Here is a 17,011-nt window from a genome sequence, read left to right on the forward strand (position 1 = left end):
TCTTTTTACATAACCAATCTTTACGGGTGTTTTCATTACACTAAAATTTTAGTGTATCGCTATTTCAGGACGGGACATTTCTTAGAATAAAAAAAGCCTCGCAATTGCGAGGCTTTTATATCCTTATTTTGTTTTATATATTCTATAAACCAGCATCTTTCCAAGTCCAAGTAGAAATGTCTAAAGCAGCAGCATCTTTCCCAGAATTTAATGTGTATTTACTAGTTTCACCAGATATAAGAGTAGCATCTGCATCCGCACCTTCTATTTGAACGTTAGCTAGAGCTCCAGCATCTTTCATATCTAAATCTACAGCATAACCAGATAAATGTAAACCAGTTATTGTACCACCAGAAGTTTTCTTGAACTGTAAAGCAGTACCATCTACAGAAGAAATAGCAGTTATGTTAGTAAAAGTTGGATTACCGTTATTTTTATCTCCTTCAAAAACTGTAGAGAAACCAGCAACAGTATGAGAAATGTAAGCATTAGTTACAGATCCATTCCACTCTTCTGTCCAGTCAACAGCATCATCACTGTTATTTTCTAAGTAGATATTAGTTACAGAAACACTTCCACCGAAAAATTCGATACCATCGTCATCACCATTAATTACAGCAATGTTTTCTAAAGTTGTTCCAGAACCTACAGCATATAAAGAAACACCGTTGTATTGAGACTCAGAGTTAATTTGAGCTCCTGTTCCTTTAAGTACTAAGTTTTTAACAGATCCAGAATTGTCAGTAGCATCAGTACCACCGTAAACAAAACCACCAATTTCAGCAGTAGCATCAACACCAGCAGATGTTATTGCATTACCACATATTGTTAATCCTCCCCAATCTCCAGGTTCACCTGCAGCAGAAGCAATAACAACTGGGTTAGTTTCAGTACCTTGTATGTCTATTGTACCACCTTGTAAAACTGCAATGTAAACACCAGTACCACCATCTCTAGCAGTAATTTTAGTTCCTGCAGGAATAGTTAATTTACCACCTTCTTGAACTATGTAAGAAGAGTTTAATGTATATGCTACAGAAGCATCTAAAGTTACGTCACCTGTAACCGCACCTTGTAATAAGCTACTTTCAAAAGAGATATCTGAGCTTACCCATGGGAAGTCTTCTGCAGTTGTATTAGGAACAGCAGTAGTATTTAATGAGTATTTTAATTTACTTTCATCCACATCTGTAGTAGTTTCATCATCTTCATTCATTGCTACAGGAGTATAACCATCAACAAAAATTACGTTAGCTACATCACCAGCATCTTTCATATCTAAATCAACATCATATCCTACTATAGAAAGACCGTCAATTGTACCACCAGAAGTTTTCTTGAATTGTAATGCAGTACCACCTACAGTAGAAACAGCAGTGATGTTATTAAATTCTGGGTTACCGTTATCTTTGTCTCCTTCAAAAACTGTAGAGAAACCAGCAACTGTATTAGATATGTAAGCATTTGTTACAGATCCGCTCCATCCTTCTGTCCAATCTATTGAATCGTCACTATTGTTTTCTAAATATAGGTTAGAAACTTCTACGGTTCCACCAAAAAACTCAACACCATCATCATCACCATTAATAACTGCAAGGTTATCAACTAAAGTTCCAGAACCTACAGCGTAAAAAGAAACACCATTGTATTGAGACTCAGAGTTAATTTGAGCTCCAGTACCTGATATTTGTAAATATCTTATAATACCAGAACTATCAGAATCATCAGTACCACCATATATAAAACCTCCTACTTCAGCAGTTGCATTAGCACCTGCAGTTGTAGTTGCCTTACCGCATAGTGTTAATCCTCCCCAGTCACCAGGGTTACCATCTGCAGAAGACATAATAACAGGATTTCCTTCAGATCCATTAATATTAATTGTACCACCAATAAGTGTTGCGATATAAACATCTGTACCACCATTATCTGCAAGAATTTTTGTTCCAGCAGGAATATTCAATGTAGCACCTTCATCAATAATAAATTGACCAGTTAAATTGTAAGAAGTACTAGCAGTAAGAGTGTAATCTTCTTTTAATGTTCCTTTTAAAATACCTGCTTCTAAGTTAGCGATAACTTCTGTTGCTTCTTTTCCTATTGGCGCTGGATCATCAGAGCTACAGCTCGTTAGTATAATAGCTGAAAACACTGCGGTTATACTTAAAAGTTTTACAAATAAATTTTTCATTTCAATTTTCAATTTAGAATTTGGTTAAATATTCTTATTATCTGTGCAAAATAAGTGGATTTCTGTTGCTTTGTGTTTAACTAAATATTAAGCATAAGTTACCTTTCTTTGGGTAAATGAGCACTTATGTTAAGCTAGTGTTAATCGTATTTTGCCCCTTTTGTGTATAAAATAAAACAGTCCTGAATACATAGTATTCAGGACTGTTTTATTTTATATTAGAACCCTTGTCATAAGGATTGTAATTTTTACCTTAAACTTATTTGGGATTAAAAATTATATTTTAAACTTAAGTTTAATTGAGCGCCTTTTTTATAGGATAAAACTACTTTGTCAGATTCAACACCTGTATTAAGATCTTGTATTAATTGGGTTTGTTGTATATCTGGATTAAGTAAATTTCTTCCTACTAATTTAAGTTGTAGTTTTTTAGTTAGCATTTTGCTTAAAACTAAATCTAGGGTAAAAAAGCCTTTTTCAATTATTTCATCATTATACAGAACATCACTATTGTTAAAATCTTCTGGAGAACCAAGAACATAAACTTTATCTGAAGAATAATTTCCTGTTAAAGTAGCATTAAACTCTTTTTCGGTTTTGCTATTATAGCTTAACGAACCATTTAATATTAAGTCTGACGCACCTTGTAAATCAGATTCTGTTTTGTTTTTGTATTGAAAAAACTCTGATAAATCTTGGTTAAACCACATTTTAGTAATGTTTGTATTAAAATCTAAAATGCTTTCTTCATCTTCGTTTTTAAGAAGACCTAATCTAGCTTCTATTTCTAAACCATAAATGGTAGCTTTTTCACCAGTGTTAGCATATTGAAAATTTCCTGAAGAACCTCTTGTTTGTGCTAAGTTTATAGGGTTTTTAATGTTTTTATAAAAACCAGTAGCGGAAAGTAATTGACCTCTACTCGGGAAAAATTCATACTTTAAGTCTACATTTAAAACATCAGATTTTTCTAAATTCGGATCACCGCTAGTAACACGACCAGTTGGGGATACATATTCAAAAGGAGCTAGCTCTTTAAATTCTGGTAAGGTTTGTGTTAGACTTGATGCAAAACGAATAGCATTTTTTTCGTTTAAAGCATATTTTAAATTTAAACTTGGATATATTTCTGTGTATTCCTTTTTAATAGAACCTACTCTTCCAACAAAGTTAGCAACATCCCAAAGAACATTTATTTCATCGCGCTCAAATCTTACACCAGCATTACCAGAAAGTTTTTCGCCAAAATGAAAGTCTAAGTTAGCATAACCTGCTATAACATTTAAATCTGCATCGTATCTATCCGCTTCTCTTTCTCTTAATACTAAGCCATTATCAAAGTTATCTGCAGTAAAAGTTTCGGAAAATTGATCTACTGTAGATACTTGAAAGTCTCTTGCTCTAACACCAGCAAATAAGGAACTAAATACTCTGTCTTTTTGACGAAAATTTACACCAATGTTTAGTTTAAATTTATGGATGTCATATTCATCTAAGGCTCCAAAAGAAATTGCATCATTAATATATGCGTTGTATTCAGTATCCTCAATTTTTTGACTAGATTTTCTTTGTTGAAAATCTCCAACGTGTGCATATTGTACTGTATTTGGGTCTAGTATATTTGCTTCGTTTCTAATTCTATTAGGCTCTTGTGCTAATACATAGTTATAACCACCAGCCCAAGTTAATTTGTTGTTCTCTTTAATGTTATGAACACCTTCTATTTGATTTACTAATAAAATAGTTTGCTTAAAGTTTTGGTCTCTTACAAATGCACCATCTTCTTGTGGATCCTGGTCAAAAACGTAGCCTTCACCGTTTCTACCTTGCTCATAAACATTATCATTACTTGTATTAACCGCTAAACTGCTAATTTTAAGCCTATGATTATCACTTAATTTTAAACCTAAATTTAAATATCCTGTAGTATTTGTTCTAGAGCTAAATGACTCCGCGTCTGTAAATTCGTTATCTAAAACATTAGAACGGTAGCTTCTAAAAACACCTTCTTGGTATTGGTATGATTTAGAGTGAGAACCAGCAACAAATACTTTTAATTCTTTTCCGAATATCTCAAATTTCTCAGCACCAGAAAGAGATATACCATAATTGCCAGTATTTTTTTGTTTTAAAGGATCCCATCCTTGTCTTGTAATTAAATCTACAAGAGCATATTGTTTTTTATGAAAACCTAAAGTTACATCTTCGGTAGCAATACTTCTTTTAAAATCACCATCTAAACCTAGAACATTAGTGTTGTATCCTGAGCTTAGACCTACAGATAATGCTTTTTTAGAATAACTTTTAGAAGAAATATCTACATTACCAGAAGTCTGGTCGGCATAGCTAGAAGTGGAATAGGTTTTACTAATACCAACATTTTCAATAATGTTAGTAGAAAATAAATTTAGATTAATATTTTTATTATTAACATCATCAGAAGGTATTGGCAAACCATTCATAGTGGTAGATAAATACCTGTCACCTAAACCTCTAATGTATATGTCTCCTGACCCTTCACTTTTAGAAACACCAGCAATTTTTGTGGTTGCAGCAGATGCATTAGATACACCAATTTTTGAAAGACGTTCTGCACCAATACTTTCTTTAATAACAAGAGCCTTCTTCTGATCTAGTAATAAAGCAGCTTCAGAATCTTTTCTAGCTGTTGTAGTTACAACAACTTCATCTAAAGACATTCCTTCAGAAGCACTCATTGGTGCATTTATAGTGGTTACTTTTCCACTCTCTACGGTTACGTTAGGAATTTCTACAGTTTCGTATCCTAAGTAACTAAATACAACAGTATAAGTTCCTGGCTCTACATTAGCTATTTCGTATAAACCATCAAAATCTGAAGTGGCACCTTTAGTAGTGCCTTTAATTAGAACATTAGCAAATGCCAAAGGTTCATTATTAACTTCTTTGTCTGTAAGAGTACCAACAATACTCCCTGTTTCCTGTGCCTGTAGTAGCGCTACGCTAAATATTAAAAGACACGTAAGTAATTTTCTCATTAAAAAATTTAGTTTGTTCTATTCTGGCGCAAAGAAAGTTCTAGGGTGTAAAAGTCGGGTTACCCCCATGTTAAACATTTATTGCCTTAGTGTTACTTTATTGTTACTATATTAAATCAACGTTAAGAGCTATTTAGTGTAATAGTATTATCTTTACATTTGGCGGATTAACCAATTTTGATGACCGATGAAAAAAAAAGAGATTAAGATTTTATTAGTAGATGATGAGCCAGATATTTTAGAAATTGTAGGATACAATTTATCTACAGAAGGTTATCAAGTACTAACGGCAAAGAACGGTGTAGAAGCAGTTGCAATGGCCAAAAAGAAATCTCCACATTTAATTATTTTAGATGTTATGATGCCAGAAATGGATGGTATTGAAGCTTGTGAAATAATTAGAGGTACAAAAGGGTTAGAGAATACAATCATTACTTTTTTAACCGCCAGAGGAGAAGATTACTCCCAAGTTGCAGGTTTTGATGCAGGCGCAGATGATTATATTACTAAACCAATAAAGCCAAAAGTTTTAGTTAGTAAGGTTAAAGCATTACTAAGAAGGTTAAAAGAAGAAAATGCTGCATCGGAAGATATTGTAAAGGTTGGTAATATTGTAATTAATAGAGAAGAGTATAAAATAATTAATGACGGAAAGGAAATTATTTTACCAAGAAAAGAGTTTGAACTTCTTGCATTACTAACTTCTAAACCAAGTAAGGTTTTTAAAAGAGAGGTAATATTAGATAAAGTTTGGGGTAATGAGGTTGTTGTTGGCGGCCGTACTATAGATGTTCATATTCGTAAGTTAAGAGAAAAAATAGGAGACGATCATTTTAAAACTGTAAAAGGAGTGGGGTATAAGTTTGTATTATAATGTCAATAAAATTAAAAAGGTCATATAGATTTGCATTAAGGTCCTCTATTACTATAGCCCTTACTGTTACCTTTTTTTTATTTTTTTTGCAAAAATATTTTAATACAGTAAATTTTTATATTTTAATAATAGTTGCCCTATTTTTATTTGGATTTTCATTTATAGTATTACAAGTAAGAATAGAAAAATTCATCTATAGAAGAATAAAAAAAATATATGATGATGTTGCTCTTTTAGAATCTTCTTCTTTAGCTGTGGATCCTATTACTACAGATATGCGAACCCTAACTGCAGAGATAGAAAAATTTGCCAAAGACAAAAAAATAGAGATAGACACTCTAAAGATTAGAGAAGAGTATAGAAAAGATTTTTTAGGAAATGTTTCTCACGAATTAAAAACACCATTATTTACTGTTCAAGGGTATATTTTAACCCTTTTAGATGGTGCAATGAATGACTCTAATATTAGAAAAAAATACCTTCAAAGAGCAGCAAAAGGAGTAGACCGTTTAATTTATATTGTTAAAGACTTAGATTTAATTACCAAATTGGAAGTTGGAGATTTAAATCTTGAAATGACATCTTTTAATATTATAGAGCTTATTCAAAATGTTTTTGATCTTTTAGAAATGAAAGCCCTTAAAAAAAAGATTACGTTAACTTTTGATATGGATTATCCAGAACCAATTCAAGTATACGCCGATCAAGAAAAAATACAACAAGTAGTAACTAACTTATTGGTAAACTCCATAAAGTATGGGCATGAGAATGGTACTACAGAAGTAAGTGTAGAAAATTTAATTAAAAACAAAGTTATTATTCGTGTAACAGATAACGGTGAAGGTATAGCAAAACAGCATATTCCGAGATTATTTGAGCGCTTTTACAGAGTAGATAAAAGTGGAAATAGGGCTGTTGGTGGTTCCGGACTTGGACTTTCTATTGTAAAACATATTATAGAAGCACACGAAGAAAAAATCTATGTAGAAAGCGTAGAAGATGTAGGTTCTGAGTTTTCTTTTACCTTAGAAAAGAGTATTAATGAAATAGATACAATTGTTTAATTGCTTAAGCGATTCAATTTCTTAGCTTTGCCACACAAAAAATACTACTTCTGTGGGAAGCAAAAACAAACTAAAAAGATTTAAAGAAAACGAAACCTTCTCTAATGTTATACAACCAACTAGAGAAGAAATTGTAGATAGTTCTTTTTCTTATAAAGGAAATTGGAGCAAACATTTTGGTAATACCAACCCTATAGTTTTAGAATTAGGCTGTGGTAAAGGAGAATATACTGTAGGTTTAGCTCGTAGAGATAAGAACAAAAATTATATTGGAATAGATATTAAAGGCGCACGTTTTTGGAGAGGTGCTAAAACTGCTATAGAAGAAAATTTGTCTAATGTTGTTTTTATAAGAACTCAAATAGAATTAATAGATCAAATTTTTGCTGCAAACGAAGTGTCCGAAATATGGATAACTTTTCCAGATCCTCAAATAAAATACAAGCGTACTAAGCATAGAATGACAAATAAAGAATTCTTGGCTAAGTACAAACAAATTTTAAAACCAGAAGGAACAGTTAACTTAAAGACAGATTCTGAGTTTATGCATGGCTACACTTTAGGGTTATTACATGGTTTAGGGTTAGAAGTTTTATATGCAAATCATGATATATATAAAAATGCTGGGAGCCCAGATGAGGTTTTAAAAATTCAAACTTTTTATGAAAATCAGTATCTTGAAAAAGAAAAACCAATTACCTACATTAAATTTAGAGTAGCTTAGTAGTTATGGGGCATTTATTAATTCTTTTTTTTGCAACATTTTTTGCAGCATTTATAGCTACAGTTCCTCCGGGTTTATTAAATATGAATGCAGCAAAAACAAGTGTAGAGAAAGGAAAATTAAATGGTATTATATTTAGTTTAGGCGTTTCTATAGTTGTTTTTATACAAGCTTATATTGCAGTATTAATTTCTAAGTTTTTACATAATAATCCAGAGGTAATAGAGGTTTTGTTGCAAATTGCCTTAGTAGTATTTGCTTTTTTTGCTGTGTTTTTTTTCATTGCTGCCCGAAAGAATAAGAAAAAGAAGAAAAAAGTCCTTAAAATAAGTAAAAAGAATAGTTTTTTTAAGGGAATGTTATTAGCCTCTTTAAATCTATTAACCATTCCTTATTACAGTGGACTAAATGTTATGTGGAATGCATCTGGTTGGATAAAATTTCAGCTTTGGGATATTGTAGTCTTTGTTTTTGCAGCAGGTTTGGCAACCTTCTATGTACTCTATTTGTATACTATTTATTTTAATAAATTAGAAAATAAGACAAATAAGTTCTCTAAAAACTCTAATTATATCTTAAGTGGTTTAATGCTGGTATTATTTATTATTACACTTATTAGATTGTTAATGACAGCGTAAATGGCAAACAATGAAAACTTTTTTGAAAGAGTCTATGAGGTAGCACGTTTAATACCAGAAGGAAAAGTAACTTCCTATGGTGCAATCGCAAAATATTTAGGAGCGGCTCGTAGTGCCAGAATGGTTGGTTGGGCTATGAATGGATCTAGTCTAAAAGAAGATGTTCCAGCGCATAGAGTAGTAAATAAAGCAGGAATTTTAACCGGAAAGCATCATTTTGATGGTACTAACCTTATGCAACAATTATTAGAAAATGAGGGGGTTGTAGTTATAGATAATCAAATACAAAATCTTGAAAAACATTTTTGGGATCCTTTTGAAGAACTTTCGGAATAGATTTTGATGCTGTAGTCTTGTATGAAGCAAACTATTTTTGGTGTTCTATTCTTTACTTTTTATTCGTTATTCGCACAAGTTGAAATAACGAATATAAAACTACCTAAAATTATTTTATCAGAGCACGATAGTATTCTTTCAAGTTCTGTTGATAGAATGGCTCCTGTTATGTCTCAATTTTTGGGAATAAATATTAAAGACAGTTTAGATTTAAACAAGAAAAAAGACTTTGGGAAGTATGAAGAGATAAATAGGATATCAGATAGTATTTCTATTTATGTAGATGCAAATAATACTAATTTTAGAGTACATTTCTGGTCTTCGATTCCGCCACCTCCACCGCTAATGGAGAATAAAAGATATTCAAAATTAAAAATAGAAAACCTTAGTGCATATAATGAATTGATGGCGAAAAAATGGGACAGTATGGCTGTAGCTTGGGAAAAGCAATGGGATATTGAAACAAGGCAACATCAAATTGCATATCCTGTGTATATATTTAATAATAGTAGTAAGAAAACTATAATTCAAAATCCAGTAGGTGGCAGAATAAACAAAGATTTATATGTTATTTTAGAAGGAATAGACAAAAATGGAGAATGGCAACCCATAAATTATTGGGAACAATTTAGTTTTGTCTGTGGGACAGGTCATCGTAATTATGTGCTTAATCCAAAATCATTTCTAATTGTTGCAATAAAAAAATACTCAGGGCATTATAGAACGAAGTTACGAGTTAAATTTAAAAATTTTGATGATATACATTATTCCAATGTTTTTGATGGATATATAGATTATTGTCAGTTTGATAAGCATGAGGTATTAGAGGATCTAAATTTAAGATTTTCTTACAGAGGTGTAGAATATCTGAGGGAAAGAGTAAATAGAACTTTTTTGGATAAATAAGGATTGCACCATTGTTTACAAGCAAGTCTTTTTCAATAGAATACCATTAAATTCTCAGCCCTAAGCATTATCTTTGTTGTTTAGAACGAATACAAAGTAAGTTTGATTATGACGTTGAAAAAACAAGACATTCTTAAAGCCCTAGAGTTAATAACTGTACCCGGAGAAGGCCAGAATATGGTAGAAAGCGGAGCTGTTAAAAATATTCAAGTTTTTGGGGATGAGGTAGAGGTAGATATTACAATAAATAATCCAAGTCTACAAGCAAGAAAAAAGACCGAGGTAGAGATTTTAAAAATTATTCATAAAGAAGTTTATGAAAAAGCTAAAATTAAAATCAACATTAAAGTAGATACACCAGCACCAAAGGCTAATAAACCTAATGAAATAAAAGGAAAGCCACTTCCTGGAATACAAAACATTATTGCTGTAGCATCTGGTAAAGGGGGTGTAGGAAAATCTACAGTAACCGCAAATTTAGCAGTTACTTTAGCAAAAATGGGATTTAAAGTTGGTTTGTTAGATGCTGATATTTATGGGCCATCTATGCCTATTATGTTTGATGTAGCACATGAAAAACCATTGGCTATTAATGTGGATGGAAAATCTAAAATGAAACCAATAGAAAGTTATGGAGTAAAAATGCTATCTATAGGTTTTTTTACAGAACCAAGTCAGGCTGTAATTTGGAGAGGGCCTATGGCTGCAAAAGCATTAAATCAAATGATTTTTGATGCCCATTGGGGAGAGTTAGATTTTCTACTATTAGATTTACCTCCAGGAACTGGAGATATACATTTAAGTATTATGCAAGCAATGCCAGTAACAGGTGCTGTAATTGTTAGTACACCACAAGAAGTTGCTTTAGCAGATGCTCGTAAAGGAGTAGCAATGTTTCAGCAAGATTCTATAAATGTGCCTGTTTTAGGAATTGTAGAAAATATGGCTTATTTTACTCCAGAAGAATTACCAAATAATAAATATTATATCTTTGGTAAAGAAGGAGCTAAAAATTTAGCGGAAGATTTAAAAGTACCTTTATTAGGAGAAATACCATTGGTGCAAAGTATTAGAGAAGCAGGAGATGTAGGAAGACCAGCAGCTTTACAAACTGCAACACCTATAGAAGCAGCCTTTGAAGAATTAACAAAAAATATAGCTCAAGAAGTGGTAAACCGAAATAAAAATTTACCTCCTACAGATGCTATTAAAATAACAACTATGGCAGGTTGTTCTAGTGTAAAAAAGTAAATAAAATGACTACAGAAGAAGTAAAACTAAACGTTGAAAAGGCATTAGAAGAAATTCGTCCTTTTTTAAAAAGTGATGGTGGAGATATATCTTTAATATCTATAGATGATGACAAATCTGTTAAAGTAAGATTAGAGGGTGCTTGTGTTGGCTGTAGTGTTAATCAAATGACATTAAAAAGCGGTGTGGAAATGACTATTAAAAAATATGTTCCGCAAATTGAAGAGGTAATTAACATTTCATAATATTTTTATAACAAAATAATACAGCCTGCCTTGTAAAGGCGGGCTTTTTTGTGCGACAATTATTTTAAAAAAAGGTATTTTTGCCATTTATTAGCAATTGCTAAAAAGATTAACTTTTAGAATACAAATTAATGTCAGACGTAAAAATTAAAATTACGGATAGAGAAGGGGTTTCTCACGAGGTAGATGCCCCTACAGATATGAATATGAATCTTATGGAGGTTGTACGCTCCTATGAGCTTGCTCCAGAAGGTACCATAGGGGTATGTGGTGGTATGGCCATGTGTGCCTCTTGCCAATGTTATATAAAGTCGGATCACAATCTTCCAGAAATGTCTGATGATGAGGAAGCAATGTTGGCAGAAGCTTTTAACGTAGAAGATAATTCTCGTTTAGGTTGCCAGCTTCACATAACAGAAGATATGGACGGCTTAGAAGTAGAACTTGCCCCAGAAGACCTTTAATCATTATAAAGCGTTTTGTTAAATCTAAACAGGACAGGTTTCTGGTATAAGTAAAGCACTTTTAATAGCATTACTCCAAATACTATAGCCTTTTTTGTTTAAATGTAAACCATCACTAATATAGAGCTCTGGTCTTGGTCTGTTTTCAGAACTAATCATTTGCGCAAAAACATTAATAAATTGTGCTTTTAGTTCTCCAATAATATATTTTGATAATAATAAATTGGTTTCTATAATATTAGGAATCATGGCTTCGCGTTCTACACTTGGTTTTAGGCTTATTAGCGCTAAGTTAACTTCGGGGTATTTGTTGTAGATTAAACGAACCAATTCTTGACAATCTGCCAAAACTTGCTGCGGTGTTTTCCCTTCACTTAAATCATTTTCCCCTGCATAAAGAACAATTTTAGTTGGGTTAACCGCTGTAAAAATTTCATCAAAATAATGAATACACCAGGCAAAAGTGGAACCGCCAAAACCAAGATTAATAATATTTAAAGGGTCTAAATCTTTTTTCATGCTAACCCACAAGCGTATAGATGAGCTACCATAAAATACAAAAAGCTGCTCTTGGTGATCTAATTTGTTAACACGCTTTCTTAATCTTTTAATTTCATTAGACCACATTGCAGGGGGCTCACTTAGATTATTAATATCCGTTGCATTACTTACAAGTTTGTCTACTGTTTTACGTGCTTCTTTTACATACTCGGCATACTTTTTTTGATATTTATTTACAAAGCTAATTAGGCTTTCTGTATCGTAATTTTTTACATGTTGGCTTAATGTAAAAGGAGGATAAATTTTACAATAAAATAAATTGTCTTTTATTCTATTATCAAAATTTACAATTACTATGGGAACAATACTAGGTTCAATATCCATATTCATGGCTAGTTTAAAACTACCTAACTTAAAAGGTCCTGGGGAGTTTTCTGTACTATATGAAGTTCCTTCTGGACTTATAATTAAATTACGACCATTTTTTAAATGCTCCTCTGCTTCTCTATAAAATATACTTCGAGATAATTTTTTACTCTCTTTCGTAGATTTTTCGGACTCCTTAGTATATACATTTATATGCCCTAATTTGTTGTAATAATTTTGGTGACCATATTCTTGACCACGGCCTATTCTAACCGTTCGTATACCAGAATCATTATATTTTTCTTGTAATACCATAGCACTAATAAAATGCGAGTCTAGTGTTATTTGAAAATTATTATTTAAGGTATATTGCGAATCATTTATTAGGTGATTGTATATGAAAATATTGCCGCTTTCTTCGGGTAAATTTTCCCAACCATCAATATGATAGTTTTGGTTTTTAAATAGTTTTTTTGTGGCTTCTGCACATTGTTTTCTAACTTCTAAAACGTTGTTGGTAGTACTGTTAACAACAGTACTATATATGTTTTCTAATCCTTTTATAAACTGTAATTCTTCATTGTCATCTTTTAAAAGTTCTAAGCTTAAAGAAGCAATATGACGTTCTAAAGAGGTGCCATTGGCCAATATATTTTTTAGACCTTCATAGGCAATTTCTTTAGTGTTTACATTATTTAAAAGGTGAATTGTTTGGTGTAATTTAGAGTGTAAAGGAAGTCTAGATTTGTTGTTTTCAATTAAATGGAATACAGCTTGTAAGTTATGCTTTCCTAATAGTCCAACATATCTTAAAAAAGCGGCGTTAATTTGGTTGCCAATAAGCCATAATAATTGTTTGTAAAATTGCTTTTCAAATTTAGTGTCTAAAGTAAAAAGTGATGAGAGTTCTTTGTAGGGAATAAAGTATATGGCTGTTTTTTTATCGGTAATAGCAGAACAAATGTCTTTATCTCCTAAAAAGCTAGACCACCCAAATATGAATCCAGCATCTCTAATAGACCGTTGTTTAATTTCTATGTTACCTTCAATTCTTTTAATACTTACTTCGCCATGTATTAAAATAGATAGGCCATTCGTAAAGCGATCTTGTATATAAAGAACCTCATGCGGTTCATATTCTCTTCGTTCTGCAAGAGCAGCTATTTTGGATAGTTTTTTTTCGGAAAACTGGTCTAAAAATGGCGAACAACGCATTAAGCTAATTATTTCAGACGGCTTGGCCTTAGGAGTCATAAAAAACTCTCTGTCATCTTCAAAAGGCCTAGAACGTACAGGTTGCAATAGTTCTATTTGTTTTAATAAAGCTGATTTTTGTTGATGGTATAATTTTGAGGCAATATTTTTTAGCAATGTATTTTTACTGTCTTTTGCTAAATAAGTTTCTAGTTGTGTTATAGGAATTTCAAAAAAAGTAGCTCCTTTAGAAGAGGTTACTGCTTTGTAATTATATCTTTTAGGGTTATTTAAACCATTTATACCAAGCGTACTCATGGGTTCAGAAATTTGGCAAACTAAAATGTCATTTTCTGGCTCTTTAAACTCAATGTAATAATCTACCAAACCTTTAAGAATCCATCTAAATTTTTTTACTTCTCTATGGATGTTAAAAAGGACATGATTTTTTGGGTATTCTTTAGTTTTTCCTTCTGGAAAAATGGCTTTTAATTGTCTGAAATGAGCGTCGTTTTCCAATCTTAGCATAATTTTGGTTTCTACTAACTTCATCAAATTAGTTAAGAATTGAAAAGATTGGACCCTTTACTTATAAATAAATATGATTTTGAAAATTACAGGGTATTTTTATATTGGTTTTGGTAAAAATAGGGGGTCTTAAATCTGGATACTATTTATAAGTTTTTTGTAAAACAGCAAGTTAGGCCCAAATTTTATATTCTAGCTTGGTAGGTAAATAAGTTATAATACCTTCCTTCTTTTTTAATAAGTTCATCATGAGTACCTTGTTCTGCAATGCGCCCATTTTCAATAACTAAAATTTGGTTTGCTTTGCGTATAGTACTTAATCTATGCGCTATTACAAAAGTGGTTCTTCCCTTTGTAAGTGTTGCTAAACTTTTTTGAATTAGAGCTTCACTTTCTGTGTCTAAATTAGAAGTGGCTTCGTCTAATATTAAAATTCTAGGATTTGCTAAAATGGCTCTGGCAATAGCAATACGTTGGCGTTGTCCTCCAGAAAGTTTTACACCACGCTCTCCTATTAAGGTTTCTAAGCCATCATCAAAACGGTCTGTAAACTCATCTACATAAGCAGCTTTTACTGCTTCTTGAAGTTCTTCTTCTGTTGCTTCTGGTCTTGGAAAAAGGATGTTATTGCGAATGGTACCTTCAAACAAAAATTCATCTTGTAAAACAACTCCTAAGTGTTGCCTAAAACTATTTAAGTTTATTTTAGACATATCTTTTCCATCAACAGTAATGGTTCCAGATTCTGGGTTTAAAAAGGTAGCTGCTAAACCAGCAATAGTAGATTTTCCGGACCCAGAACTACCAACAAGAGCTACTACATTGCCTTGTTCTACATTAAAATTTATATTATGAATAACTTCTTTGCCTTCTTCGTAGGCAAAAGACACATTGTTAAATACAATATCTCCTTTAATAGTATCTAGTAGGGTAGTTCTATTTTCTTCATCAGACTCTGGTGTCATATTCATTAGTTCTTCGGTACGATCTAGCCCTGCCAAAGCCTCTGTTAATTGACTTCCAATATTACTCATTTGTACAATTGGAGCAATCATTAAACCAAGTAAAAAAGTAAAGGTTAAAAAATCTCCTAAGCTAAGGTCTCCTTGCATAATTTTGTAACCGCCAATTCCCATTATGCCTGTGGTAGCAATTCCTAATAAAAAGGTAGAAGCACTTGTCATAAAAGCAGTGGCGGTTAAACTCTTTTTTACGTTCTGGAATAGCTTTTCTACACCTTCTTCAAATATTTTATTTTCTTGTTCTTCTGCGTTAAAACCTTTAATAACACGAACACCACTTAAGGTTTCTGTTAATCTTCCTTTTACTTCTGCATTAATTTTTCCGCGGTCTCTAAAAACGGGCCTAATAACTTTAAAAGCCTTTAAAGCAACAACCGCAAAAATGGCTAAAGGAATTATAGTAAACAAAGTCATGCTAACACTAATTCGTAATAATAATATAAGAGATACCACAGCTGTTATTGTTCCGCCAACTAGTTGCACTAATCCTGTCCCTATTAGGTTACGAACGCCTTCTACATCGCTCATAATTCTAGAAACTAAAGCTCCAGATTTAGCATTATCAAAAAAACGAATAGGAAGAGAAAGTACCTTTTTTTGTACTTGTGCTCTAAGCTCAGATATTAAATATTGTGCTTGTACACTTAGTATTTTAGTTAAAAGAAAAGATGTGATTGCTTGTACTGTAATAGCTAAAATTACAGCTCCTACTAAAAGTTTTAAAAACTCAATGTCCTTATTAGGGATAATATCATCCATTAAATATTTAAGAGAAAGTGGCGCTACAAAACTTGCAGCTTTACTTATTACAATTAATAATAAACCAATAAATACCAATTTTCTACGTGGCCAAATAATGGTTTTAAATGCGGAATAAATGCTAACTTTTTTAGCTGCCATATAATCTAATTACGTTATTGTGCAAGGTACTTTAAAAAGGTAAATTAGTGTATTTCTTATGGGTAGAATTTAGAAAATTTACTCTTTTGTAATAATTAAAGTAGCTTTAGAACCAGAAGATAGAAGCCATTTGTTTGCATATATTAATTCTCCTTTATCATCATACACATTTATTTGTGCTGTATTAGGAGCAGAAGAGCCATTATTTAATGCTTCAAAATCTATTCTATTAAACCCTTTTTTTAAATCTACATTTACGCCTTTAAAGGCGCTGGTTAAAAGAATGTTAGGGTCTGCAACTACATCATTTACCCAAATTTTTACACGATCACCATCTACATACTCATGATCACGACAAACAATACCTATAAATTTTCCATTGTTTTTTACATCTCCTAAATACTGATCTCCAAAAAAATCTTTGGAACCTTCTTTAGGTTCTCTAGGACCAACTTTGGGGTCTATTTTAAGGTCGTGTCCTGCTTGTACCAATTCTCTTTCGGGTAACATTTTTACGGGTCTACGACCAAGAGAGTCTTTAATATTTATGTCTGGTTGTTTGTTAATTACTGAAGGGATATTTAATACAGGTCTTTTGCTAGTAGTATTATTTTCTTCTGCTTTTATACTTAATGGGTTTTGGGTAGGTAAATCGCTCTGTGCATTCCCATACTGAAATATCAGAAGAAAAAAGAAAAGAAAAAATATTTTATGCAGGGGTTTCATTAAAGTCTAGAATTTAAAACAAAGATAGCAAATACCCTGCCATTGCGTGTTTTACAAATAGTTA

At 31.9% G+C, this 17,011-nt stretch carries 14 protein-coding genes; 9 read left to right on the forward strand and 5 right to left on the reverse strand.

Translation table 11 applies throughout. The annotated features are described in order from the left end of the window. Nucleotides 1–142 precede the first annotated feature (142 nt). Together Q0820_RS09490 and Q0820_RS09495 are read right to left on the reverse strand one after the other, a co-directional pair. Entirely contained in the window at nt 143–2,191 is a 2,049-nt protein-coding gene (locus Q0820_RS09490; protein ID WP_298487301.1) for a hypothetical protein, read from the reverse strand. Between the two features lie 269 nt (nt 2,192–2,460). Continuing rightward, nucleotides 2,461–5,208 carry a TonB-dependent receptor gene (locus tag Q0820_RS09495; RefSeq protein ID WP_298487303.1) on the reverse strand — a complete coding sequence of 916 codons (2,748 nt, stop codon included), beginning with the start codon at nt 5,206–5,208 and terminating at the stop codon, nt 2,461–2,463. 187 nt (nt 5,209–5,395) lie between these two features. Between Q0820_RS09495 and Q0820_RS09500 the strand changes: the two genes are divergently transcribed. From Q0820_RS09500 to Q0820_RS09540, 9 genes are all read left to right on the forward strand, one after another. Beyond that, nucleotides 5,396–6,082: a response regulator transcription factor gene (locus Q0820_RS09500; RefSeq protein ID WP_298487305.1), complete on the forward strand. Its 687-nt coding sequence runs from the start codon at nt 5,396–5,398 to the stop codon at nt 6,080–6,082. After that, complete coding sequence (locus Q0820_RS09505; RefSeq protein ID WP_298487307.1) at nt 6,082–7,146, forward strand: ATP-binding protein; 1,065 nt, start codon at nt 6,082–6,084, stop codon at nt 7,144–7,146. The genes Q0820_RS09500 and Q0820_RS09505 overlap by 1 nt, the downstream gene beginning before the upstream one ends. Nucleotides 7,147–7,198: 52 nt before the next feature. Beyond that, entirely contained in the window at nt 7,199–7,870 is a 672-nt protein-coding gene (gene trmB / locus Q0820_RS09510) for a tRNA (guanosine(46)-N7)-methyltransferase TrmB (RefSeq protein ID WP_298487309.1), read from the forward strand. A 5-nt stretch (nt 7,871–7,875) separates the two neighbouring features. After that, entirely contained in the window at nt 7,876–8,508 is a 633-nt protein-coding gene (locus Q0820_RS09515) for a LysE family transporter (RefSeq protein WP_298487311.1), read from the forward strand. Beyond that, nucleotides 8,509–8,844 (forward strand): MGMT family protein, encoded by a 336-nt coding sequence (locus Q0820_RS09520; protein ID WP_298487312.1) that lies wholly within the window; start codon nt 8,509–8,511, stop codon nt 8,842–8,844. It begins immediately after the preceding gene. A 21-nt stretch (nt 8,845–8,865) separates the two neighbouring features. Continuing rightward, the gene (locus Q0820_RS09525; protein ID WP_298487314.1) at nt 8,866–9,750 is read left to right on the forward strand and encodes a hypothetical protein; all 885 of its coding nucleotides are present in this window, start codon (nt 8,866–8,868) and stop codon (nt 9,748–9,750) included. Between the two features lie 108 nt (nt 9,751–9,858). Further along, a complete protein-coding gene (locus tag Q0820_RS09530) occupies nt 9,859–11,001 on the forward strand; it encodes an Mrp/NBP35 family ATP-binding protein (protein ID WP_298487315.1) in 1,143 nt (380 codons plus the stop codon). A 5-nt stretch (nt 11,002–11,006) separates the two neighbouring features. Further along, entirely contained in the window at nt 11,007–11,246 is a 240-nt protein-coding gene (locus Q0820_RS09535; protein ID WP_298487317.1) for a NifU family protein, read from the forward strand. Nucleotides 11,247–11,377: 131 nt separating this feature from the next. Continuing rightward, nucleotides 11,378–11,710, forward strand: a complete 333-nt coding sequence (locus Q0820_RS09540) for a 2Fe-2S iron-sulfur cluster-binding protein (protein WP_298487319.1) — start codon at nt 11,378–11,380, stop codon at nt 11,708–11,710. A gap of 24 nt (nt 11,711–11,734) precedes the next feature. Here the strand turns inward: Q0820_RS09540 and Q0820_RS09545 are convergent, their stop codons facing one another. From Q0820_RS09545 to Q0820_RS09555, 3 genes are all read right to left on the reverse strand, one after another. Beyond that, nucleotides 11,735–14,323: a cyclic nucleotide-binding domain-containing protein gene (locus Q0820_RS09545; RefSeq protein ID WP_298487321.1), complete on the reverse strand. Its 2,589-nt coding sequence runs from the start codon at nt 14,321–14,323 to the stop codon at nt 11,735–11,737. Nucleotides 14,324–14,484: 161 nt separating this feature from the next. After that, nucleotides 14,485–16,221: an ABC transporter ATP-binding protein gene (locus Q0820_RS09550; protein WP_298487323.1), complete on the reverse strand. Its 1,737-nt coding sequence runs from the start codon at nt 16,219–16,221 to the stop codon at nt 14,485–14,487. A gap of 78 nt (nt 16,222–16,299) precedes the next feature. After that, entirely contained in the window at nt 16,300–16,947 is a 648-nt protein-coding gene (locus Q0820_RS09555) for a hypothetical protein (RefSeq protein ID WP_298487324.1), read from the reverse strand. Between the last annotated feature and the right edge of the window lie 64 nt (nt 16,948–17,011).

It is taken from the genome of uncultured Maribacter sp. (genome assembly GCF_947495965.1).
Lineage (GTDB): Bacteria > Bacteroidota > Bacteroidia > Flavobacteriales > Flavobacteriaceae > Maribacter_B.